17 protein-coding genes are annotated in these 23253 nt (G+C 39.5%); 7 read left to right on the top strand and 10 right to left on the bottom strand.

Annotated elements, in window-relative coordinates:
• Positions 1-95 precede the first annotated feature (95 nt).
• Positions 96-1298: an enoyl-ACP reductase FabV gene (fabV, locus tag Q0V26_RS01125; RefSeq protein ID WP_297474993.1), complete on the top strand. Its 1203-nt coding sequence runs from the start codon at positions 96-98 to the stop codon at positions 1296-1298.
• Positions 1299-1453: 155 nt separating this feature from the next.
• Here fabV and Q0V26_RS01120 read toward each other — a convergent pair whose 3' ends face one another.
• The 5 genes from Q0V26_RS01120 to Q0V26_RS01100 all read right to left on the bottom strand — a co-directional run bounded on the left by Q0V26_RS01120 (position 1454) and on the right by Q0V26_RS01100 (position 7054).
• Positions 1454-2800, bottom strand: coding sequence for an ATP-binding protein (locus Q0V26_RS01120; protein WP_297474991.1), 1347 nt, complete (start codon positions 2798-2800; stop codon positions 1454-1456).
• Positions 2797-3471 carry a response regulator gene (locus Q0V26_RS01115; RefSeq protein WP_045035601.1) on the bottom strand — a complete coding sequence of 225 codons (675 nt, stop codon included), beginning with the start codon at positions 3469-3471 and terminating at the stop codon, positions 2797-2799. Before Q0V26_RS01115 ends, Q0V26_RS01120 begins: the two co-directional genes overlap by 4 nt.
• Before the next feature lie 255 nt (positions 3472-3726).
• The gene (locus tag Q0V26_RS01110; RefSeq protein WP_297474988.1) at positions 3727-5409 is read right to left on the bottom strand and encodes an aspartate:alanine antiporter; all 1683 of its coding nucleotides are present in this window, start codon (positions 5407-5409) and stop codon (positions 3727-3729) included.
• A gap of 260 nt (positions 5410-5669) precedes the next feature.
• Positions 5670-5933: a GrxA family glutaredoxin gene (locus tag Q0V26_RS01105; RefSeq protein ID WP_045035599.1), complete on the bottom strand. Its 264-nt coding sequence runs from the start codon at positions 5931-5933 to the stop codon at positions 5670-5672.
• Positions 5934-6100: 167 nt separating this feature from the next.
• Positions 6101-7054, bottom strand: coding sequence for a porin (locus Q0V26_RS01100; RefSeq protein ID WP_297474986.1), 954 nt, complete (start codon positions 7052-7054; stop codon positions 6101-6103).
• 332 nt (positions 7055-7386) lie between these two features.
• Between Q0V26_RS01100 and Q0V26_RS01095 the strand changes: the two genes are divergently transcribed.
• Entirely contained in the window at positions 7387-8550 is a 1164-nt protein-coding gene (locus Q0V26_RS01095) for an iron-containing alcohol dehydrogenase (protein ID WP_080156698.1), read from the top strand.
• 513 nt (positions 8551-9063) lie between these two features.
• On the top strand, positions 9064-9660 hold the full coding sequence (locus tag Q0V26_RS01090) for an acetate uptake transporter (protein WP_297474983.1): 597 nt from the start codon (positions 9064-9066) through the stop codon (positions 9658-9660).
• Between the two features lie 76 nt (positions 9661-9736).
• Here Q0V26_RS01090 and Q0V26_RS01085 read toward each other — a convergent pair whose 3' ends face one another.
• The 5 genes from Q0V26_RS01085 to pabB all read right to left on the bottom strand — a co-directional run bounded on the left by Q0V26_RS01085 (position 9737) and on the right by pabB (position 16055).
• Complete coding sequence (locus Q0V26_RS01085) at positions 9737-10621, bottom strand: AraC family transcriptional regulator (RefSeq protein ID WP_297474981.1); 885 nt, start codon at positions 10619-10621, stop codon at positions 9737-9739.
• Positions 10622-10981: 360 nt separating this feature from the next.
• Positions 10982-12343, bottom strand: coding sequence for an L-serine ammonia-lyase (locus Q0V26_RS01080; protein ID WP_297474978.1), 1362 nt, complete (start codon positions 12341-12343; stop codon positions 10982-10984).
• Between the two features lie 243 nt (positions 12344-12586).
• Complete coding sequence (locus Q0V26_RS01075) at positions 12587-13840, bottom strand: aromatic amino acid transport family protein (RefSeq protein WP_297474976.1); 1254 nt, start codon at positions 13838-13840, stop codon at positions 12587-12589.
• 182 nt (positions 13841-14022) lie between these two features.
• Positions 14023-14631, bottom strand: coding sequence for a CoA pyrophosphatase (locus tag Q0V26_RS01070; protein WP_297474974.1), 609 nt, complete (start codon positions 14629-14631; stop codon positions 14023-14025).
• A 41-nt stretch (positions 14632-14672) separates the two neighbouring features.
• Entirely contained in the window at positions 14673-16055 is a 1383-nt protein-coding gene (pabB, locus tag Q0V26_RS01065; RefSeq protein WP_297474972.1) for an aminodeoxychorismate synthase component 1, read from the bottom strand.
• 174 nt (positions 16056-16229) lie between these two features.
• Between pabB and Q0V26_RS01060 the strand changes: the two genes are divergently transcribed.
• The 4 genes from Q0V26_RS01060 (at position 16230) to Q0V26_RS01045 (ending at position 23167) form a co-directional block, all read left to right on the top strand.
• Positions 16230-17744, top strand: coding sequence for a fumarate hydratase (locus Q0V26_RS01060; RefSeq protein ID WP_297474970.1), 1515 nt, complete (start codon positions 16230-16232; stop codon positions 17742-17744).
• Positions 17745-17949: 205 nt separating this feature from the next.
• A complete protein-coding gene (locus tag Q0V26_RS01055; RefSeq protein WP_297474967.1) occupies positions 17950-18987 on the top strand; it encodes an efflux RND transporter periplasmic adaptor subunit in 1038 nt (345 codons plus the stop codon).
• Positions 18984-20078 carry an efflux RND transporter periplasmic adaptor subunit gene (locus tag Q0V26_RS01050; RefSeq protein WP_297474965.1) on the top strand — a complete coding sequence of 365 codons (1095 nt, stop codon included), beginning with the start codon at positions 18984-18986 and terminating at the stop codon, positions 20076-20078. Before Q0V26_RS01055 ends, Q0V26_RS01050 begins: the two co-directional genes overlap by 4 nt.
• Positions 20078-23167: an efflux RND transporter permease subunit gene (locus Q0V26_RS01045; RefSeq protein WP_107275420.1), complete on the top strand. Its 3090-nt coding sequence runs from the start codon at positions 20078-20080 to the stop codon at positions 23165-23167. Before Q0V26_RS01050 ends, Q0V26_RS01045 begins: the two co-directional genes overlap by 1 nt.
• Positions 23168-23253: the final 86 nt, after the last annotated feature.

Here is a 23253-nt window from a genome sequence, read left to right as displayed (position 1 = left end):
AACCACTACGATTTTTGCTCATTTATGGCATAAATTTAATGCGTCTCTGTCATTAACCTTTTATCCTATTCGCAATTATGTAAGGGAAGTTGAAAATGATCATCAAACCTAAGACTCGTGGATTTATTTGTACAACAACGCATCCTGTTGGTTGTGAAGAAAATGTAAAGCAGCAAATTGCTGACACTAAAGCACAAGGCCCAATTGCAAATGCACCTAAACGTGTATTAGTTGTTGGTTCTTCTAGTGGTTACGGCTTGTCATCTCGTATTGCTGCGGCATTTGGCGGTGGCGCTGCAACAATTGGTGTTTTCTTTGAAAAACCAGGTACAGAGAAGAAGCCAGGTACTGCAGGTTGGTATAATTCTGCGGCATTTGACAAGTTTGCTAAAGCTGAAGGGCTTTATTCAAAAAGTTTAAATGGTGATGCTTTCTCTAACGAAGCAAAACAAAAAACAATTGATTTGATTAAACAAGATCTTGGTCAAATTGATATGGTGATTTACTCACTGGCATCACCAGTACGTAAACTACCTCAAACAGGTGAAGTTGTGCGTTCATGCCTAAAACCGATGGGCGAAACGTACACAACAACAGCAGTTGATACCAATAAAAACGTATTGATTGAAACCAGTATTGAACCTGCAACAGAGCAAGAAATTGAAGACACTGTTACTGTTATGGGTGGTCAAGATTGGGAGCTATGGATTGATGCGTTAGCCGATGCTGGTGTATTGGCTGATGGTTGTAAGACCGTTGCCTTTAGTTACATTGGTACTGAGCTTACATGGCCTATCTACTGGCACGGCGCATTAGGCAAAGCAAAAATGGACCTAGATCGTGCCGCGAAAGAGCTAAACACCAAGCTAAGTGCGACAGGTGGTTCTGCAAATGTTGCTGTATTAAAGAGTGTTGTTACACAAGCAAGCTCTGCGATTCCAGTTATGCCGTTGTACATTGCAATGGTATTTAAGAAAATGCGTGAAGAAGGCGTACATGAAGGCTGCATGGAGCAGATTTTACGTATGTTTAAACAACGCTTGTATAAAGAAGATGGCACAGCACCTGACGTTGATGCAGAAAATCGTCTTCGTTTAGATGACTGGGAATTGCGTGAAGATATTCAACAGCATTGCCGTGATCTATGGTCAACAGTAACTAATGACAACTTATATGATGTTGCTGATTACCAACAATACAAAGATGAATTCTTGAAGCTATTTGGCTTTGGTGTTGATGGCATTGATTACGATGCTGATGTGAATCCTGTTGTTGATTTTGACGTAGCAGACATTTAATAATCGCATCATAAAATAGATATTGAATAAACCGCCGTGATGGCGGTTTTTTTATATCTGCTATTGATCCTATTGATGCATAATGATTTTATATTTGACAGGTATTAAAAAGCCAGCATAAAAATACTGGCTGATAAATCAGAGGTAACGGTTAATTATTGGCTTTTTGGAAGCTCGATAATAAAAGCGGCACCTTCAAGTTCTGAGTCTTTAACATGAATTTTCCCTTGGTAGCTATCAATGATTTCATTACAAACAGAGAGGCCAATACCTTGTCCAGGATTAAGTTGATCTGCACGTACACCACGTTGGAAAATAGCTTCACGTAATGTGGGTTTAACCCCAGGGCCATCGTCTTCAATCATAATAGTAAAAGAATCACTATTTTCAATAACAGATAATTTCACTTGGCTAATGCAAAAACGGAAACTGTTTTCCAACATATTGCCAAATAATTCCATCAAATCATCTTTATTAATGGGTAATTTTAAGTTGTCATCAAAATGATAATGTAATGTCGGCTGCTTATCGGCATAAATCTTATTTAACATTCGATTTAGACTGGTAATAATTGGCTTAAGCTCGACATTACTTTTTTGTAATCCTTGTTGACCCACCATGGCACGTTTGAGTTGATATTGTACCAAATCATCCATTTGGCTGATTTGTTCCATGATACGTTGGTTCAGCTCGCGGCGATCTAAGGTTGAATCATCAAGTAAGGCATTGGTGGCAGCTAAACGTGTTTTTAAGCTATGGGCAAGATCATCCATTGCGTGGCGATAACGTCCTTGCTGATCGTTACTGATACGGCTAAGTCGATTAACCGCCATTGTTACTTCTTGTAACTCCATCGGATAATCATCATCAAGCTTTTCTCGTTTCGCTTCTGTCATTTGATCTAACTGAGAGGCTAATTTTCGTAGCGGTTGAAATCCCCAATGAAAAGCTGCGATAAGAAAGGCAACAGCAATTAAAACAAACAATCCTAAATAGAAAGCCGTACGTTTATGCAGTTGTGATAAGGAATATTCGTAAGCATCAGCAGAGCGCAAAACCACCAATTGATAAATAGTGCCATCTTCTTGATTACGAGTAAGATTATAAGCAATATAATCTTGATGATTCTTCATTTTAATTAATGTAGGCGTCGAAATATTCTCAGGTAAATATCGACAAACATCATGTAAGTTGGCTTTTGATGATTGACTTGAAACCCAAGTTGTTTTATCACTTTGATCACAGACAACAGCAATATAATCAGTATCAGAAGGATCGAGAGAATCTATCCATTTATCAACGTCTTTAATTAACCCAGCCCGATTAAGTTGCGCGACTACCATTGGCATTTGAGCAACAAGTTCAGATGAATATGATGCCATATAGCTTTGAGAGTAGAGTTTATTGATGACCGCAGCTAACGCAGATGTCACTAATGCAATAATAGCGACGGAGGTGATCAATACTCGTTGTCTTAATCGAGGCTGGAAAAAACGTTTCATTGGGCGCTGATTTCAAAAATATACCCTTGACCACGAATGGTAGAGATAGGGTTATTTTGTCCTGTTTTCGTGAATTTTTTACGTAGCCGACTAATCATAACTTCAATGGTATTTGGATCGCCTTCTTGATCTTCATATAGCACATCAAGTAAGCGTTGTTTTGATACTACTTGGCGGCTATGGCGCATTAAATACTCTAATAAATCATATTCAAAAGCGGTGAGTTCAAGCAGTTCGTCACAAACATAAACTTGTTTCGCGAGCAAATCAACGCGAATATCACCCGCGGTCATCTCTGGTTTTACAAAGCCAGCACTACGGCGAACAAGGGCACTGAGACGAGCGACCATTTCCTCTTTTTGAAACGGTTTAACTAAATAGTCGTCAGCACCAGCTTCGAGCCCGGTAACTTTATCTTGCCAGTTTGAACGTGCTGTTAAAATCATTATCGGCAAACGTAAACCTTTTTTACGCATGTCTTTAATTAAACTGATTCCATCTCTATCAGGTAAACCGATATCGACAATTGCGATATCATTAGGATAATTTTGTGCAAAAAATAGCCCTTCTTCGGCAGTGTTAGCACATTGAACTTGGTTTCCTAATTCGCTTAGTTGCGATTTTAGGTGATGGCTAAGAATAGCATCGTCTTCGACAATAAGAATACGCATGGGTTGGCACCAGAGATTAGAAGAGATATTGATAAGCTATGGTAAAGTATCAACTAATAAAGTGCACCAGTTATTGTTACCATAACGGCATGAAAGCGGATGTAAACTAGCGTAAATAGTATGATAAACGATAGAGTGAACGTTAGGCTAGTTACCGTTTAATGTGTGTATTTAGTGTAGAGAATTTGACTGAATAAGGGCTGACTCATCAGTGAACTAATAAGCCAACCCGCAATTAAGGCTGTTTGATCGTAATTATTGAAAAATAAAGATCAGCGTACCTGCGATGGTAAGTAACACGTTAGCAATCGCGTAGGTTCCAGCATAACCTAAAGCCGGAATCGTACTACGGGCGTGCTCATTAATCATGTCCATAGCTGGCGCACAAGTACGTGCACCAATAATGGCACCAAATAATAATGCGCGGTTCATTTTTAGCACATAAGCACCAAATAAATACGCTAACACAACAGGAATAACACTGACCATTAGGCTGGTAACAAAGACGGTTAAACCAATGTGTCCGATAGAAGCAAACAGGTTAGAACCAGCACTTAAACCTATTCCTACCATAAACACCATCAGACCTAAATCTTTTGCCATATTTAGCGCCCCTTGTGGGACATAGCCAAAGGTTGGGTGGTTGGCACGTAAGAAACCTAACGTAATACCTGCAATCAATAAGCCTGCAGCACTGCCTAAACCAAAAGCAACATGACCAAATTTCATGGTTACTAAGCCCATTAATAAGCCAATGATAAAGAAGCAACAGAAAGCTAGAAGATCCGCAATTTGACTATGAATAGAGATAAAGCCAATACGTTCAGCTAGCCCTAAAACACGACTTTTCTCACCGCTGACTTGTAGAATATCCCCTTTACTTAGTAGAATATTATGGTCCATTGGCATTTCAATTTGTGCTCGAACTACGCGGTTCAAGAAACAACCATATTCAGATAAGTTTAATTCTGATAAACGCTTACCTGCGATACCGTCATTTTTAACTACAATTTCTTCTTCAACAATACGAAGATCGAGTAAGTCGCGGTCAAAGACTTCTTTACCGTTACGGAAGCTAGGATCAAGACGTGCATGGCTATCAGGGTAACCTACTAGTGCGATTTCATCGCCTTCTTGTAAAATTGCGTCACCATCAGGGTTCGCTAAAATTCCATTACGACGCACGCGTTCAATATAACAGCCCGTTTGGCGATAAATACCTAATTCACGTAAGTTACGGCCATCGATCCAGTTAATAAGCTCTGGACCTGCACGATAAGCGCGAATAATAGGTAAGTAAACTTTACGCTGCGCAACTTCACCAATGCCTCGTTCACGTGCAATTTGTTGCGATGATTCGGCAAGGTTTTGTTTTTGCAATTTAGGCATTAATTTGGCAAGGAAAATCAAACTGACTAAGCCAACAAGATAAGACATGGCGTAGCCAACACTTAAACTTTCGCTTAATTGCTTAATAACCGCGGGATCGGTAATACCCGCAAGACCTGTATTCAGTGCATCTTTTGCACCCACAAGGACAGGTGTCGCTGTAAGTGAGCCGGCCATTAAACCCGTTGCTAAACCGATATCCATGTGTAAATAACGCGCCATGGTCATGGTGATAGCAATCGATGAGAGTAGGACGACTAATGCGAGTAATAAATAGTGTTTACCGTCGCGGAAGAAGATGCCAAAAAAGTTTGGTCCAGCTTCTATACCAACGCAGAAAATAAACAGCATAAAGCCAATATTTAGTGCATCTGTGTCAAACGTAAAACCCGCATTACCAAATAATAAAGCAGTCAGTAGAACGCCAATAGAGTTACCTAGTGTCATCTTGGCAAAACGAATTTTACCGAGACTTAAACCAACAGCAAGGACGACAAATAGCAATAAAATATCATTTTGGTGTAGAAGAGCGGCTACATCAATGTTCACGACGGATTTCCGAAATAATGGAAAGATAAAAGTGGAGTAAATTCTAGCTGATTTTGGGAAGCGGTAATAGTTTATATTATAAATAAATGGCGAAAATCCATTTTATAAACCAACTCTTCAATATTATCGCTATTTTTATTTCAGCTAGCATTTTAAAGGGGTGGCATACGTTAAAAAATAGTGTTTTAAGAATGAAAAATAATAGTGAAATGATAAAAAAGGCTGACACAGTCAACCTTTCGATTAATCAAGATTGATGCTTACTTATAAAGAAGGTTATGCTCTTTTGCATAAGCTTCAAATTCAGTACAACCACCAATATGGTCTTGATCAACAAAAATCTGAGGTACAGTCTCAACAGGTTTACCAACGGTTTTTTCTAAATCAGCCTTACTGATACCTTCTGCGTGAATATCAACGTAGCGGAAGTTAAAATCGTCGCGTTCTTCTTTAATTTTTTCTGCTAATTCTTTTGCGCGAACACAAAATGGGCAACCTGGACGACCAAAAATAACAACGAACATAAATTTCTCCTGCATAAATTTTTATTACTATAACGCGGCAGAGGCAATAGCGGAAGTGGGTTTTTTCTGTTAAACCAATAGATAAAAGCGAAATAGCGGATACAAGCTAAAATAGCATCAAAGCCAAAAGCCAGACATTAAATCTGGCTTAAAGATCGTCGTTCAAATTAAAAGTCGTAGCGAATGCCCGCTTGTAATTCATCATCTTTTGCATCAAGTTGCTGGAACTTATAGCCAACATAAGTACGTAGAGATTTGTTGAATTTATACAGGCCTTCTAGAGCAAAATAATCGACGTCGTCGGTAGTATTATTATTCTGCTCTGATTGCTGAAAGTTATAAACACCTCGCGCCGTAAACTGATCAAAGGTGTAAGCGGCTGCTAACTCATAGCCACTTAAATCAGCATCACCATGTTTACCATTAGCGTAAGTTGCGGCAGCATAAATGTTATTGAGTTGGTAACTCATAGCAAGGTTAAATTGGCGAGCATCAATATTAGCGCCATCATTACCATTAACGTAACCTGTACCCACATTTAATCCAAATGGGAACTGATATTGTGCTGCGATACCATAGCTATCGCTGTCTTTTAAGTTGTTATTATTTTCAGCGATGTAGTTAGTGGCAACTGCAATATTATTAAATTCACCAATGTATAAAAAATTGTTTTCTCGCTTGTCTTTATTACCATCAACAAGGTCAACGGCATCTCCGCCAAAAGTCGATAAGATATCGGTGTAATCGGTCAGCATAACTTGTGCTGAATCTTGTTTACCGTAAGACATCGCACCAATGGCAGTATCAAGACCAGCATAAAGATAACGAGTATCTACAGTACTGTTGTTATTATCTGAAATTTCAACTTCATATTTACCAAAGACTGCGAATTGCTCATTAATAACTGATTCGCCTTTTAATGCTAAACGCGCCCGGCTTTTATCTTTAAATTCATTGTCGTCATTATTATCACCTTTATTTTCTTTAGAAAGATTAAAGCGGGGTTCAGCTCTACCCCCAAGTTCAATATTGGTGTCGTTATTATCATAGATGGTGGCGGCGGTTGTTGTTCCGGTAAATAGACTTGTAAAAATAGCGGCGACCACTGCTGCATTTTTCATGGTTCATTCCTCATAGATTATTATACGGCTTCATTGCCTTTGAACTCTACGCAGACTAACGATGTACTATTACGCTTCTATTACGATGAGAAGTCACTTTTACGACACGTGTTTTATTGTGGTGATCAACATTAAGTGTGAGTCAGTATTGATCTTGGGGCGATAGCCATTGAAATAGATAAAAACTTGTTTGTAATCAATATAGAGTTAAGCAATCTAACAGAATCTAATTTTAGACAGCTTATAAATCAGCGAACCTTGGTAAAGATGCAGCGAAGGTCAAATACGAGGTTTCTATGGCATAAACATTATTTAGGACAGGATAAATAACTATGTTTCAGTTTATGACTTCAACACGGATTGTTTTTGGTGAAGGTGCTCTGCATGATTCTTTATCGCTGCTTAATCAATTTGGTTACAGTGTGCTATTAGTGACAGGGCAAGATCAGCAACGATCATTACAATTGGAACACTATTTTAAACAACAGAATATGCGTTATCAGCGGTTAGTTATCAAAGGTGAGCCTTTAATCGCAATGATGGAAGAGTTAGCGGCAATGGGGCGGACTTTCTGTCCTGATATGGTGATTGGTATTGGAGGGGGGAGCGTACTTGATGTTGCTAAATCTCTCGCGGCTTTAATTCCTAACCAAGGCAGCGTTTATGATTATGTCGATGTTGTCGGGCGCAATGTTCCATTACAAGTTAAATCATTACCATTTATCGCTATTCCTACGACTGCTGGCACTGGCGCTGAAGTCAGTAAAAGTGCTGTCTTACAATCTGCACAAGAACAAGTAAAAGTTAATTTAAGTAATGTAGAGTTGTTTCCTGATTTAGCTATTATTGATCCAACTTTAACCTATGGTATGGATGCGGTGCTATCTGGATATTGTGGTTTGGATGCCTTTACCCATTTAATGGAAGCATACGTGTGTGGCGAACCGAATCCGTTGACCGACATGATTTGCGAGGAAGGATTAAAGCGTATTGCAATGTCAATATTGCCAGCGTGTAAAGATGATCATTATCCTTCACGAAGTAACATGGCTTTTGCTGCAATGCTTGGTGGTATGGCGCGGTCAAATGCTAAGTTAGGAGCAGCACATGGATTAGCATCAGCATTAAGTGGCCGGTTGAATGCTCCTCATGGTTTGATCACTGCACGTTTATCGCCTTATGTAATGACTGAAAATATCTCTGTTGCAATGGAACTTGGTCGTAGTGATGTTCTGGCTCGTTATCGTAAATTAGCGGTTATATTGACATTAAATAATGAGGCTAAGATTGAAGATAGTGTGCAATGGGTTGATAGCATGCTAACAAAACTACAGTTACCGTCGTTATCTGATTATGGGCTATGTAATACTATGTTTGAAGAGGTTGCAGAAGATGCATTACGTACCTGTGCTATTAAAGGTAACCCGTTACCATTAAATCAACAGCGATTAATTACGATTTTGAGGCAAGTTTGTCACAATGATTGTCATGCTTAAATGTTATAACCGCAGTTATAAGTGAAAATAGCTCTGATACAATGTATTTATGATTATATTGGTTTTTGCTTGTTTTATATAAAAAAGCGACTTAGGTTGCTTTTTTTTAGCTCTAATTTTTAGAAAAATCGATTTTTTAGGGATATTTATTGTATTCTAATTTTAAATTTTCAAATAAAGTTAATGCTGAAAAGAGGGGAGTAATTTTACCCCTTTAATAATAAATTAAATTAAAGCTTTAAAATCAATAACATGAGAGGTTTTAGTTTCTGGTTTATAAATAAAAAGGCAACAGAATTATGATTTCAATAGAGTAAATAAAATTAAGCGTTCAGTGTCATAATGCAGAGTTGTTCTTTTAATGCCTTAATGGGATTTTTTAATTTAGATGCTGGTTTTAGTGATATAAGCATTGATCTGTTTCTCGGCTTACATTAAGATCCTCCGCGCATAAATATGCGCACATATTTTTAATTTTTATTATTTTTGTTGTAAATCCTGTAGGGGAAAAAAATGTCTACAAAACTTGCTAATCCAGCACCATTAGGTCTAATGGGCTTTGGTATGACGACCATTGTATTGAATATTCATAATGCTGGATTTTTTCCTCTAGACTCGATGATTCTAGCTATGGGTATTTTCTATGGCGGTTTAGGGCAAGTTCTTGTTGGTATGATGTGCTTTAAGCGCGGTGATACTTTTGGTACAACTGCATTTACGTCTTACGGTTTATTTTGGCTATCGTTGGTTGGTTTATTAATCTTGCCAAAACTTGGCTTTGCGGCAAGCCCTGCACCATTCATGGCGTGGTACTTACTACTATGGGGTGTATTTACAGCATTTATGTTTATTGGTTCTTTACGCTACCCACCAGCAAAACAAGTTGTTTTTGGTTCTTTAACGATTCTATTCTTCTTGCTTGCGGCGCGTGATTTTACGGGTAACGAAACGATTGGCTTTATTGCTGGTATCGAAGGTATCTTCTGTGGTTTAAGTGCTATTTATTTTGCAATGGCACAAGTATTAAATGCAGAGTACGGTCGTGTGATTCTACCTGTAGGTGTTGCACCTAAAGATCGCGAATTACAACAAGCTAACGCTGTAGCGTAATTTGTTACGATTTGAAATTAGCCCTGCTTATTGAAGCGGGGCTTTTTTATATCTGCTTTTTATTAAATTGTTATGGCTAACGGTTGGCTTCAGGTAAATATTCAGAGTGATCTTTACAGGTAAAACAGCCATCAGTATTCATATCATTCTCTTTTCTTGAGTTCGTTCTAAATTGTGATGGAGTTACATTATATTTACGTTTAAATGCATCACAAAAATAAGCGGCACTACCAAACCCTGACCGATTGCCGATTTGCGATATAGAGTAATTGGAAAAGGTGAGAAAATTAAGTGCAAGCCCCATTCGAACATCTAGCAATAGTTGGCTAAATGAGACACCTTCTTTTGCTAAATGACGACGTAAAGTTGATTGCGTTGTAAAGAGAGCCTTTGCCATATCATCAACACTCCATTTACGTTGAGGGTCTTGAGTAATTAGCCGTGCAATTGTACGTTCTTTAGGTTCGTCATAATTAAAGCGATAAACATTAAAAACATCAACACCAGTATTATTAAGTGCAATTAAAATAAATACTAAGCATTGGTTCAGCAAAGTTTGCTCCATTGTTGATCCACTAATGCTTGGCAAAAGTTGATTAAATAATGCAAAATTTTGCTCAACAATTTCTGATGACTCAATGAGATAAAGAGGTGAGCAATTTGATGTAGCTAAGACTGGCTGCTTCAGAGCACTTATATATTTAAATGCTGCAGTAATTGACTCTTCATTGATCATTAAAATTTGTAGTTCAATGTTTTCTTGACTGTTTAATTGATTAATAGAACAAGAAATATGACTAAATTTAGGTATAACTAAAATGCTATTATTTTTTACATCTATAACATGGCCATTAATGTGAATATTACCTTCTGCATTGGATAACTTCACAATTAAATGATGGTCGACATAAAACTCTTTCAGAACGACATGGCTCTGCGAGAGGATACGCTTATATTTCATCGCAATATTGCTTCTCTATAAAGGGAATAAATCCTTCATTACATATCGTACATCAATGATGTAAAAGCGATATACGCATCCATGCTTACACTACATTAATGATAATGAGTATATTTAATGAGTATAGGACTAAAATAAACGAAAAAACAGATACAATTGATGATATAAGAGGCGACGAGCTATGCTAATGGTTATATTGATATGATATGACCGAATATCTAAACGTAATGCTATTGTAAGGTAATGGGAGGTGAATCAAGTTGAGTATTATTGTGGTTTTTATATCGATATTTGGGCGTAAAACAAAAAAACTATCCGAAGATAGTTTTTTAATTAATTGCGTTAAATGTTCATTTTATATTAGCAAATGACTTTAATCGCCAAGCCACCTTGTGATGTTTCACGATATTTAGCATTCATGTCTTTGCCTGTTTCAAGCATAGTTTCAATAACTTTATCAAGTGATACACGTGGTGCAGATGAACGGCGAAGCGCCATACGGGTTGCATTGATTGCTTTTACTGCTGCAATACCGTTACGTTCAATACAAGGAACTTGTACTTGTCCTGCAACTGGATCACATGTTAAGCCTAAGTTATGCTCCATTGCGATTTCTGCCGCCATACAAACTTGCTCAGGGCTTCCGCCCATTAGTTCAGCTAAACCTGCGGCTGCCATTGAACATGCAACACCAACTTCACCTTGACAACCTACTTCCGCACCAGAAATAGAGGCATTACGCTTATATAAACCACCGATAGCGCCAGATGCAGCGAAGTAGCGGGTGTATTCTTTTGGTCCAACTGTTTGTACAAATTTGTCGTAGTAAGCTAATACGGCAGGAATAATGCCACAAGCACCGTTTGTTGGTGCTGTTACTACTCGACCACCTGCTGCGTTTTCTTCATTAACGGCAAACGCATACATATTAACCCAGTCAACAACCGTCATTGGGTCATTGTTTAGCTTTTCTGTGGTAATCAGTTGTTGACGCAATGCCGCAGCACGGCGAGGAACACGTAGTGGTCCAGGAAGAATACCTTCCTCGTTCATACCGCGTTCCATACATTCACGCATAGTTTTCCAGATGTTCGCGAAGTATGTGCTAATTTCATCTTCTGCATTCATTGCGCGTTCGTTGGCCATTACTAGCGAACTAACGGAAAGACCATGTTCACTACATTGTTCTAGCAATTCAGATGCATAAGAGAAAGGGTAGGGAACTTCAACGGTATTTGTTTGTTCTTTACCAAAGTTTTCTTCATCAACAATAAACCCACCACCGATTGAGTAGTACGTTTTAGAGAAAATAACGTCATCACCAATCCAAGCGTGGATTGACATCCCATTTTCATGAAGAGAAAGGTTAGTTGTATGGAAATTCATACCGCCATCGCGTGGAAAATCAACAGTGTGGCAATGCATGCCAACTGGAAGACGCTCTGTTTCTTCTACGCGTGAGATAAAACCAGGAATACTATCAATATCAACATGTTCAGGAGAATTACCAGCAAGACCCATAATGATAGCGATATCAGTGTGATGACCTTTACCTGTAAGCGATAAAGAGCCGTAAACATCAACGGTAATTTTTGTCACGTCACGTAATTGGCCTAACGCACGTAAGTCGTCGATGAACTCTTTACCTGCTTTCATTGGACCAACAGTGTGTGAACTGGAAGGGCCTACACCAATCTTGAATATATCGAAAATACTGATCATGTTATTACCTCAGTCATGAAGAAGCGCTTCTTGCTTCCTGTAAAGACTGTTATTCGTTGATATCCTCGCTCCTTCCTTGGCGAGCGCACTTAAACTAAAAGAGTAAAAATGTATTAAACATATTTACTCTTAAGTATCGTCTATTTTACGTTATTTGTGCTAGTAAACGCCATGAGTACTAGAACATATTTTTGCTTTATATACGATTAATTATTCGTAATAAGCACATTTTAAATGGTTAAATTAAAATGCACCATAAATAACAGAAGTGATTGCTGCGATACCACATAAAACGGTAAAGATACGAGCAAATACTGATGTTTTGTACTTAGCCATTGCCGGTACTGTTTGCATTGCAGCAACAGGTAGTAGGAATAAGATACCAGCAATCATTGGTGCACCCATTGTTTCAATCATACCTAAAATACTTGGGTTATTGATAGCGACAATCCAGGTTGTAATTACAATGAAAGCCAATGATATTTTTTCAATTTTAGCCACTGGCATGTTAGAGCGAGATTTTGTCAAGCCCACAAGACCTTCGTGCGCACCAAGGAAGTGGCCGAAGTAGCTTGATGTGATCGCTGCAAATGCAACTAGTGGACCTAAGTAAGAGATTGCTGGTGAATCTTTTACGTTAGCTAGGTATGACAATACTGAAATATTTTGTTCTTTTGCCATGTTTAGTTGCTCTGGTGTCATTGAAAGAACAACTGAGAATACGAAGAACATAACAAAGCCCATTAGCATCATTGCGGCACCGCCAGTGATCATGTCCGTTTTCTTAACGGCTTCATCACCGTAAGTACGACGTTGTTCTTTTGCAAACTGGCTGATAATTGGGCTGTGGTTAAATGAGAATACGATAATTGGAATAGCGAGCCAGATAATTGTTGGCATTGCTGACCAATCTGCTTCTGTTTGTACCATTGACATATTCCAGTCAGGGATTAGGTACACAGAAAGAATTAACAGAATAACAACTAATGGGTAAACCATTGCTGACGTTGCTTTCAACATCAGTTCTTTACCAAAAACAACACCTGCTGTCATCAGTGAAATTAATACGCCTGATAGTAGCCACCGAGGCACTGAGTCCATACCGAGCTGGTTAACCATGAATGAATCAACAGTGTTTGTAATACCAACACCGTAAATTAATACGATAGGGTAGATAGCAAAGAAGTAAGCAAAGGTAATTAAGTTTGCACCTGTTTTACCGTAATGCTCTTCTACAGTATCAGTGATATCTGCGTTAGGATTTTTTGATGATAGAACAAAGCGTGCTAAGCCTTTATGGGCAAACCATGTCATTGGCGCTGCAATAAGCGCCAAAATAACTAACGGCCAGAAACCGCCCGCGCCTGCTTTAATAGGTAAGAATAGCACACCGGCACCTACTGCAGTACCAAACAGAGAAAGAGCCCAAGTGAAATCTTTGTAGGTCCATCTGGTTTTTGTCGCACTTGTTGCTGACGCTGTCGATGTGTTTTGCATACTGTGATATCCAATAAAAAGGGAACGGGACGGAATAGTAGGAACGAGCGCATTGTCGCTATTTATGAGGGGAAAACAAGGATAAAGATCTCGTTCTGTAATACGAACTTTTTGTGATACAAATAAATCAGATCTGCATCACAAAAATAGACTTGTAAGATTAAAATAAAACGTCTATTTGGTTATTTTTTATCTTCCCAAATTTGGTTGGATAACAGTTTAATCATCTGTGCAGTTGCACCCCAGATGGAATAATTGTGATAAGGAATGGCATAAACGCGGTGGGACTCGCCTCGAAGGCGAAACTGGTGTGAGCGGATATTATTAGGATCAAGTAGGTAATTGAGTGGGACTTCAAAGATGGCATCGACCTCACCCGGATCGGGTTTAGGCTTATAATCATTGCTAATCGTTGAAATAAAGGGTGTCACTATATAGCCACTGGTCGTCACTAAGGGGGTTAATTGACCGATAACGTTATTACGTTGGCAAATAATGCCTGTTTCTTCAAATGTTTCACGTAATGCGGTGGTGATAAGATCGCTATCTTGAGGTTCAAAACGCCCACCCGGAAAAGCAATTTGTCCCGGATGGTGTTTTAAATGTTCAGCGCGACGGGTTAAGACCACATTAAAGCCATGTTCTCTAGGCACTAATGGGATTAGAACAGCAGCGGGTTTGAAAGCTATGTCATCGTTAAAATAACGATCAATTCTACGTTTATGGCTCGCATCATACTGCTGACTTGGTGCCATAAGAAACCGCGTTAAAATCTGCTGTTTTTCACCCATTAAAATCTCCATTACACTTTTATTGCTTATAGTTAGCGTTATTATAAGGTTGGCAGAATTTTACTTAATTTGTCGAGAGTTTCTTGGTATTCACTCTCAGCATCACTGTCTGCAACGATACCACCGCCTGCCCATGCGTATAAATTATGCTGATAAGCCACAAGCGTTCTAATCGCAATATTGGTGTCCATGGTGCCGCAACGACTGATATAGCCAATGCTGCCACAATAAATACTGCGCCGATGAGGTTCTAGCTCTTCAATGATTTCCATTGCTCTTACCTTTGGAGCACCGGTTATCGATCCTCCAGGAAAACAAGCCCGTAATAAGTCTGTTGCCGAGTAGTGACTGGCTAGTTTTCCCGTTACAGTACTGACTAAATGATGCACGGCGGGAAAACTTTCAATCGCAAACAGTGCTGGTACGTGAACACTGCCAGGGGTCGCCACTCGACCAATATCATTACGTAATAAATCAACGATCATTACATTCTCTGCGCGATCTTTAGGTGCTTGTTGAAGCGCCTGTGCATTGGCATCATCTTCAATGGGATTTGCACTACGAGGACGGGTACCTTTAATTGGTTTTGTTTCAATTTTACCGTGTTTTAATTGTAAGAAACGCTCGGGAGATACTGACAGGATGGCACAGTTATCTGTGCGAATAAAACTAGAAAATGGCGCACCATTTGCGGTATCTAAACGGCAATAAGCTTGCCACTCATCACCTTGATAACTGGCTTTAAATCGCTGAGCTAGATTGATTTGGTAGCAATCACCCGATAATAAATAAGATTGTATAGTGTTAAATTTATGGCAGTAATCCTCTTTGGTCATATTGGATGACCACGAAGATGTTAATTGGAATGGTGTCTTTTGGTTGTCGAATTGTAATGCTTGTGAATGCTGCTGGGTTAACCACGCTAAACGGTGGCTATTTTTAGGCTCAATAAGCCACGTTTGTTGTAATTTATGATCAACAATAAGAGCCCAATCATAAATACCAATCGCCATTTCTGGTAAGTGGATATCATGAGTTGCCGTGGTGGCAATTTTTTCGACTCGTCGACCTAAATCATAACTGAAATACCCTAATGCACCACCTAGAAATGGTAAGTCTAATTCTGTGCTAAGTAGTGGTAATAACTCATGTTGTAGAGCATTGATGACTGCAAAAGGATCGTCAGTTGTACAATGTTGGTCACCATTTGAAAACTTAATATAAGTTGTATCAGATTGTGATTCAATTGTGGCTAAAGGATCAGCAACTAAAATATCATAGCGATTATCTGGGTGCGCTTCTGCTGCCGAACGTAATATCATTGCCCAAGGTAATCCCGATAATGGTGTAAACCATGACAGTGCGACATCTTTTGAGTAGGGTAATGAGATAATGCTTAATTCTGGGTGTGATTTACAAATCATTTTCTTTTTTGTGACAAGGGGTTTAATTGGCGCATAGCGCAATGTTATGGGCAAGAGTATCATATTCAGCGAAAGACGCCCAAGATTGAGCAACGTTATTTTGTTGTTCAATACCCTACAATTTGGAAGACTTTATAGGGCGCCATGGAATGATAATATTTAACGAGGGTAATTATGACCATCATCCGTAAAGAAGATGTAATCAGCAGCGTGGCCGATGCTTTACAATATATTTCTTACTACCATCCTTTGGATTTTATTAAAGCATTAGAAAAAGCGTACAACAAAGAACAAAGCCAAGCAGCAAAAGACGCTATTGCCCAGATTTTAATTAACTCCCGCATGTCAGCAGAAGGCCGTCGACCTATTTGCCAAGATACGGGTATTGTTACCTGTTTTGTAAAAATCGGCATGAATGTGCAGTGGGATAGTGATTTAACAGTGCAGCAAATGGTTGATGAAGGGGTGCGACAGGCTTACACCAATTCAGACAATCCATTACGCGCTTCTGTTGTTGCTGATCCTGCGGGTGCACGTAAGAACACTCAAGATAATGCACCTGCTGTGGTACATATTGAGATGGTGGCTGGTAATAAGGTCGAGATTCAAATCGCGGCTAAAGGTGGTGGTTCAGAAAATAAAACTAAAATGGTGATGCTGAACCCTTCTGATGATGTTGCTGAGTGGGTTGAAAAAACAGTACCACTAATGGGGGCGGGTTGGTGTCCTCCAGGTATGTTAGGTATTGGTATTGGCGGTACCGCAGAAAAAGCGGCCGTGCTTGCTAAAGAATCGTTGATGGAAGCGGTTGATATTCATGAGCTACAACAACGTGGCGCAAAAACAACAGAAGAAGCATTACGGTTAGATATCTATGATCGTGTCAATCGTTTGGGTATTGGTGCACAGGGCTTGGGCGGTTTAACCACTGTACTTGATGTTAAGATCAAAAGTGCGCCAACGCATGCAGCCTCTAAGCCTGTATGTATGATTCCTAATTGTGCCGCAACTCGTCACGTGCATTTTACGCTTGATGGTTCTGGCCCTGCGGAGTTAACACCACCTAAACTCAGTGATTGGCCACAAGTAACATGGGACGTTGGTGACAATGTTCGTCGTGTTAACCTTGATAATGTGACCAAAGCTGATGTACAAGAATGGCGTTCAGGTGAAACGGTGCTGCTATCAGGTAAGATTCTTACGGGTCGTGATGCTGCCCATAAGCGTATTCAAGAAATGCTCGCTAATGGTGAAGGTTTACCTAAAGGCGTTGATTTTACAAATCGCTTTATTTACTACGTTGGACCTGTTGATGCTGTACGTGATGAAGTTGTTGGGCCTGCAGGGCCGACAACCTCGACCCGTATGGATAAATTTACTGAGATGATGCTCGGTGAAACAGGCCTTACGGGCATGATAGGTAAAGCGGAACGCGGGCCAGCAACGATTGAGTCGATTAAGCAACACAAAGCCGTGTATTTAATGGCGGTAGGTGGCGCAGCATACCTTGTCGCAAAAGCCATCAAAAAAGCACGTGTCGTGGCTTTTGCTGATCTAGGTATGGAAGCGATTTATGAATTTGAAGTAGAAGATATGCCAGTAACCGTTGCTGTTGATGCTGAAGGTGTTAATGCTCATCAAACAGGTCCTGATACATGGCGTGTGAACATCGCTGAAATGGCAAAATAAGCCATTTAAGAATAATTTAAAAAAAGGAGCCTTGGGCTCCTTTTTTTTGTCATTGTTATATCAGCATAGATTGTGATATTGACGCTATTCTAATAAATGAAAAGAGATTTTTTGGTTATCCACTTCTATTATTCATAGATATCTTTTATTCATACAATATTTTAACAATAACAAATATTCAGTATGGGACATCATGGAGAGTAGTATGAGATATCACTTTTTTGCGGCATTGTTTATATGTTTAGCATTAAGTGGGTGTAAGGATGATCAAGCAGTAATTGTTGAACCTGAATCTCGCCCCGTAAAATTACAATCAGTTTCCGTTGGAGATAATGAATCACAACGTGCGTTTCCAGCGATTGTTGAAGCTGGAGATAAAGCGGTCTTAGCCTTTCGAGTATCAGGCCAACTTGCGAGTGTTGACGTACATCCTGGTCAGTTTGTGACGAAAGGGCAGACACTTGCCTCATTAAACACCGATGAATTGTCACTGTTGGTAAAACAAGCACAAGCGAAATATGATTTAGCAAATGTACAATTTAAGCGTGATAAAAAACTGCGTGAAAAAAAAGTAGTATCCGAACTTGATTATGATACTTCGAAAGCAAATCTAAAGCAGGCCAAAGCGGCGTTAGATAAAGAAAAGTCAAATTTAAGCTATGCTGAGCTAATTGCACCTTATAATGGGCATCTTTCTTTGTCCATGGTTGAAAACTATGAATATGTTGGTGCTAAACAGCCGGTTATGCATATTCAAAGTGCCAAATTAATCAATATGACATTTCAGCTTCCTGATTACCTTTTAGCACGGTTTCAAGGTAATGCTGAAAATATTGATCCTACCGTTGCGTTCGATACTTTAGCCAATCAAACCTTTCCGGCCCAATTTAAAGAAATTGATACAGAGCCTGACAGTAAAACATCCAGTTATAAAGTAACACTTTCACTGGCTCGACCTGAAGGCAGTAATATTATGCCGGGAATGTCTGGTAGTGTAACAATTGTATTACCACAAGGAAATGCGGGTGCAATACCGGTGCGAGCAATCATAGTTGAAGGTAATAAAAACTATGTGTGGCGTGTTGATGATAAGCAGCAAGTTGTCAGAACAGAAGTGACATTAGACAGTAATAACCGTGTTATTGCAGGATTGAATGATGGTGATGTTATAGCGACATCAGGTGTCTCTGAATTGCAATCAGGTCAAAAGGTCCGCTCATGGATCAAGGAGCGAGGACTATGATCAAATGTTGCCGTTTATCTGTACTATCAATCAGTATTGCGTTGCTCGTTGTCGGGTGTGATAAACCGACTGTTGAGCCACGTGAAGAACTGCCTTTAGTGAAAGTACAACAAGTAAAATTAAGTAAGCAAGTACCGAAATTAACCTTCCCTGCAGTGGCATCTGCCGCCGATAAATCTATTTTATCATTTCGTATTGCGGGAGAAGTGACACAGATATTAGTACGTTCAGGTGACAGGGTGAAAAAAGGCCAAGTATTAGCACGATTAGATCCCAGTGATTTTAAATTAGAAATTGATGATGCTCAGGCAAAATACAACGTTAATAATAGCCAATACCGTCGTTCAGCAACATTATTAAAAAATGGTTATTTACCTCAATCTCAATTTGATGAGTTAAAAGCCAAACGAAGTATTGCAAAAGCCAATCTTGATTTAGCCCAATTAAAATTAAGTTTTACCGTGCTTAAAGCGCCTTTTAGTGGCGTCATTTCAATTGTTCCGGTTGAGCAATTTGAGAATGTCAAAGTCGGTCAGCAAATTATGAATATTCATAGTACTGATTCTGTTGATATTGAGATTCAGGCCCCTGATATGATTTATTCCAAGCAAAGTATATTAGATGTTGATAAAGGGCAACGTGCGACGGCAAAGGCGATTTTACCTAATGGTGAAAAATACGCGGTGATATTAAAAGAGTTTACGACTGAACCTGATCCAGAGTCAGGCTCTTTTTTGGTTACCTTAACTATGCCAATGCCTAAAAATCAGTTCATTTTAGATGGTATGTCGGTTGAAGTTGAAGCTGATGCTCAAAAGTTACAAGTGTATACAGTGGGGCAACAAATTGTGCCATTAGAGGCATTATTTAATTTGGATGGGGATGACATTACACCATCTAATAAATATGTATGGGTACTTGCGGCCGATAATACAGTGTCAAAGCGTCAAGTTGTCACAGATAAAGTTGTTCCAGAAGGGGTGCGATTAAAATCGGGTGTAAAGGAAGGAGAAAAGGTTGTCGTTACAGGCGTTAACCGCTTAAGGGATGGACAAAAAGTGGTGGTATTTACTCAGGAGGAGGCACTGTAATGAAACAAGATATCGCGACTTATTTTATTAAAAACAAAGTGATTAGCTGGATGTTAACACTGATCTTTCTCGTGGGTGGAACGGTATCTTTCTTTGGTCTTGGTCAGTTAGAAGATCCTGCTTTTACGATTAAAGATGCGATGGTTGTGACCGCTTATCCAGGGGCGACACCGCAACAAGTAGAAGAAGAAGTGACTTATCCGATAGAGAAAGCGATTCAGCAACTGACGTATGTTGATGAAGTTAATTCACTGTCTAGTCGAGGCCTTTCTCAAATCACAGTGACCATGAAAAACAATTATGGGCCTGATGATTTACCACAAATTTGGGATGAGTTACGACGTAAAGTGAATGATATTTCATCAAACTTACCGCCAGGAGTAGCAAAGCCAAAAGTGATTGATGATTTTGGCGACGTCTTTGGCATTTTATTGGCGATCACGGGTGAAGGTTATAGCTACAAAGAGCTGAGTGATTACGTTGATTATCTGCGGCGTGAAATTGAACTGGTCGATGGTGTCGGTAAGGTTTCTGTTACCGGTAATCAGCAAGAACAAGTATTTATTGAAATATCGATGCAACGTTTAAGCAGTTTAGGTATTTCGCTTGATACTATTTATAACATTTTAGCGACTCAAAATTTAGTTACAAGTGCGGGTGCAGTACGTATTGGTGATGAATATGTTCGTGTCCATCCAACGGGTGAGTTTAAGAATGTTGATGAATTAGGTGATTTGATTATTACCGATAAGGGGGCTGACGGGCTAATTTATTTGCGAGATGTGGCCGATATAAAAAAAGGTTTTAAAGAGATCCCTGATAACTTAGTCAGCTTTAATGGTCATCAAGCCCTTAATATGGGGGTGTCATTTGTTGCAGGCGTTAACGTTGTTGAAGTGGGTCAACGTGTGATGCAGCGATTAGCTGAGCTCAAAGAACAACAACCTGTTGGTATTGATATCGATGAAGTGTATAGCCAGCCGACAGAAGTTGATAAATCAGTTAGTGGTTTCGTGGTTAGCTTAGGCCAAGCGGTTGCGATTGTTATTATTGTGCTGCTATTTTTTATGGGGTTACGCTCAGGATTGTTAATTGGCCTTATTTTGCTATTAACTGTACTTGGTACCTTTGTGTTTATGAAGTGGATGGCAATAGATCTTCAACGTATATCATTAGGCGCATTGGTTATCGCGCTGGGTATGCTGGTGGATAATGCTATTGTCGTGGTTGAAGGTATTCTGATCGGAATGCAAAAGGGGCGTACGCGAATGCAAGCAGCCTCAGATATTGTCACGCAAACTAAGTGGCCGTTACTGGGCGCAACTGTGATTGCGGTAATGGCTTTTGCGCCTATTGGTTTATCGCAAGATTCAACGGGTGAATATTGTCGAACTTTATTTACAGTGCTACTGATTTCATTGATGTTGAGTTGGTTTACCGCTATTTCATTAACACCTTTCTTTGCTGATATTTTCTTTAAAAATGTCAAAGTTGAACAAGGAGCAGATCAAAAAGATCCCTATAGCGGTGTTTTCTTTGTGGTATATCGTAAGTCACTAGAGTTTTGTATGCGTCGTGCATGGTTAACGGTACTGACATTGGTACTGATGCTTGGTGGTAGCTTATACGGTTTTACATTATTGAAACAATCATTTTTTCCTGCTTCAACAACGCCAATGTTTATGGTTGATGTCTGGTTACCTGAAGGAACGGATATTCGCGCCACGAATGACACCTTAAAGTCATTAGAGAAAGTGGTAAATACAGAACAAGGCGTTCAGCATGTTAGCTCTAGTGCAGGTAAAGGCTCACAACGTTTCATGTTGACCTATGCCCCTGAAAAAAGCTATGCCTCTTACGGTGAATTAATCGTTCGAGTTGATAGTTTTGATGATGTAATTCCTGTTATGCGTAAATTTAGCCAAACGATGAATAAAGACTATCCAAAGGTTGAGTATAAATTGAAACAGGTGATGCTAGGTCCATCATCAGGATCTAAGATTGAAGCGCGAATTGTGGGCTCTGATCCCACAATTCTACGTGGTATTGCCTCGCAAGTTGTAGATGTTATGAATGCCGATCCTGGCGCATTTAATATTCGTCATGACTGGCGAGAGCGCACTAAAGTCATTGAACCTGTATTTAATGAAAGCCAAGCAAGACGTTACGGTATTACCAAAAAAGATGTTGATGAGCTACTACAGATGGCATTTTCAGGAATTAACATTGGGTTGTACCGTGAAGGGACAAACTTGATGCCAATAGTCGCACGGCTACCTGAAGAGGAACGGGTTGATATTAGTACCATTGAAGGCATGAAGATTTGGAGCCCTGCGATTCAAGGTTATATTCCACTACAGCAAGTAGTATTGGATGTTAATGTGCGCTGGGAAGATCCATTAGTGGTGCGTAAAAACAGAAAACGTATGTTAACCATTATGGCAGACCCTGATCCTTTAGGTGATGAAACCGCAGCGTCGGTTCAAGCGCGTATTTTACCTGCTATTGAAGCCATTGATTTACCCGCAGGTTATAGCTTGGAGTGGGGCGGTGAGTATGAATCATCTGCAGATGCGAAAGCGTCACTATTCCAAACTATGCCAATGGGTTATTTAGCCATGTTTTTAATTACAATATTCTTATTTAATAAAGTTAAAGAAGCTCTCATTGTATGGGCAACAGTGCCACTGGCGATTATTGGGGTAACGGTAGGATTACTGCTTCTGAATACGCCTTTTGGTTTTATGGCATTACTTGGCTTTTTGAGCCTTTCTGGCATGTTGGTGAAAAACGGCATCGTATTGTTAGATCAAATTGAAATAGAGATCGCCAGTGGTAAAGAGAAATATCTTGCGGTGGTTGATGCGGCGGTCAGTCGTGTGCGCCCTGTGTGTATGGCGGCGATAACCACTGTTTTAGGTATGTTACCCTTACTACCTGATGTTTTCTTTAAGCCGATGGCGGTGACGATTATGTTTGGGTTGAGCTTTGCCACAGTGCTGACACTGATTGTAGTACCCGTGTTATATCGTTTATTTCATAAATTGAAAATACCAGTAGATCAAACGACACCACAGCCGGTAGTGTAAAATAAAGGCAACTTAAAATAATAATGATGTAAACTTAAAAGGCTTCCTGTAATAGGAAGCCTTTTTTGTCATCATAAAAGCGGTTA

Source organism: uncultured Photobacterium sp. (genome assembly GCF_947039875.1).
GTDB lineage: Bacteria > Pseudomonadota > Gammaproteobacteria > Enterobacterales > Vibrionaceae > Photobacterium.
The sequence above is the reverse complement of the archived record's forward strand: the minus strand, read 5'-3'. Positions and strand labels throughout refer to the sequence as shown.

Excerpts from the sequence above, each read along its gene's own strand:
- fabV (WP_297474993.1), top strand. The coding sequence starts at position 96 with ATGATCATCAAACCTAAGACTCGTGGATTTATTTGTACAACAACGCAT.
- Q0V26_RS01120 (WP_297474991.1), bottom strand. The coding sequence starts at position 2,800 with ATGAAACGTTTTTTCCAGCCTCGATTAAGACAACGAGTATTGATCACC.
- Q0V26_RS01115 (WP_045035601.1), bottom strand. The coding sequence starts at position 3,471 with ATGCGTATTCTTATTGTCGAAGACGATGCTATTCTTAGCCATCACCTA.
- Q0V26_RS01105 (WP_045035599.1), bottom strand. The coding sequence starts at position 5,933 with ATGTTCGTTGTTATTTTTGGTCGTCCAGGTTGCCCATTTTGTGTTCGC.
- Q0V26_RS01100 (WP_297474986.1), bottom strand. The coding sequence starts at position 7,054 with ATGAAAAATGCAGCAGTGGTCGCCGCTATTTTTACAAGTCTATTTACC.
- Q0V26_RS01095 (WP_080156698.1), top strand. The coding sequence starts at position 7,387 with ATGTTTCAGTTTATGACTTCAACACGGATTGTTTTTGGTGAAGGTGCT.
- Q0V26_RS01090 (WP_297474983.1), top strand. The coding sequence starts at position 9,064 with ATGTCTACAAAACTTGCTAATCCAGCACCATTAGGTCTAATGGGCTTT.
- Q0V26_RS01085 (WP_297474981.1), bottom strand. The coding sequence starts at position 10,621 with ATGAAATATAAGCGTATCCTCTCGCAGAGCCATGTCGTTCTGAAAGAG.
- Q0V26_RS01080 (WP_297474978.1), bottom strand. The coding sequence starts at position 12,343 with ATGATCAGTATTTTCGATATATTCAAGATTGGTGTAGGCCCTTCCAGT.
- Q0V26_RS01075 (WP_297474976.1), bottom strand. The coding sequence starts at position 13,840 with ATGCAAAACACATCGACAGCGTCAGCAACAAGTGCGACAAAAACCAGA.
- Q0V26_RS01070 (WP_297474974.1), bottom strand. The coding sequence starts at position 14,631 with ATGGGTGAAAAACAGCAGATTTTAACGCGGTTTCTTATGGCACCAAGT.
- pabB (WP_297474972.1), bottom strand. The coding sequence starts at position 16,055 with ATGATTTGTAAATCACACCCAGAATTAAGCATTATCTCATTACCCTAC.
- Q0V26_RS01060 (WP_297474970.1), top strand. The coding sequence starts at position 16,230 with ATGACCATCATCCGTAAAGAAGATGTAATCAGCAGCGTGGCCGATGCT.
- Q0V26_RS01055 (WP_297474967.1), top strand. The coding sequence starts at position 17,950 with ATGAGATATCACTTTTTTGCGGCATTGTTTATATGTTTAGCATTAAGT.
- Q0V26_RS01050 (WP_297474965.1), top strand. The coding sequence starts at position 18,984 with ATGATCAAATGTTGCCGTTTATCTGTACTATCAATCAGTATTGCGTTG.
- Q0V26_RS01045 (WP_107275420.1), top strand. The coding sequence starts at position 20,078 with ATGAAACAAGATATCGCGACTTATTTTATTAAAAACAAAGTGATTAGC.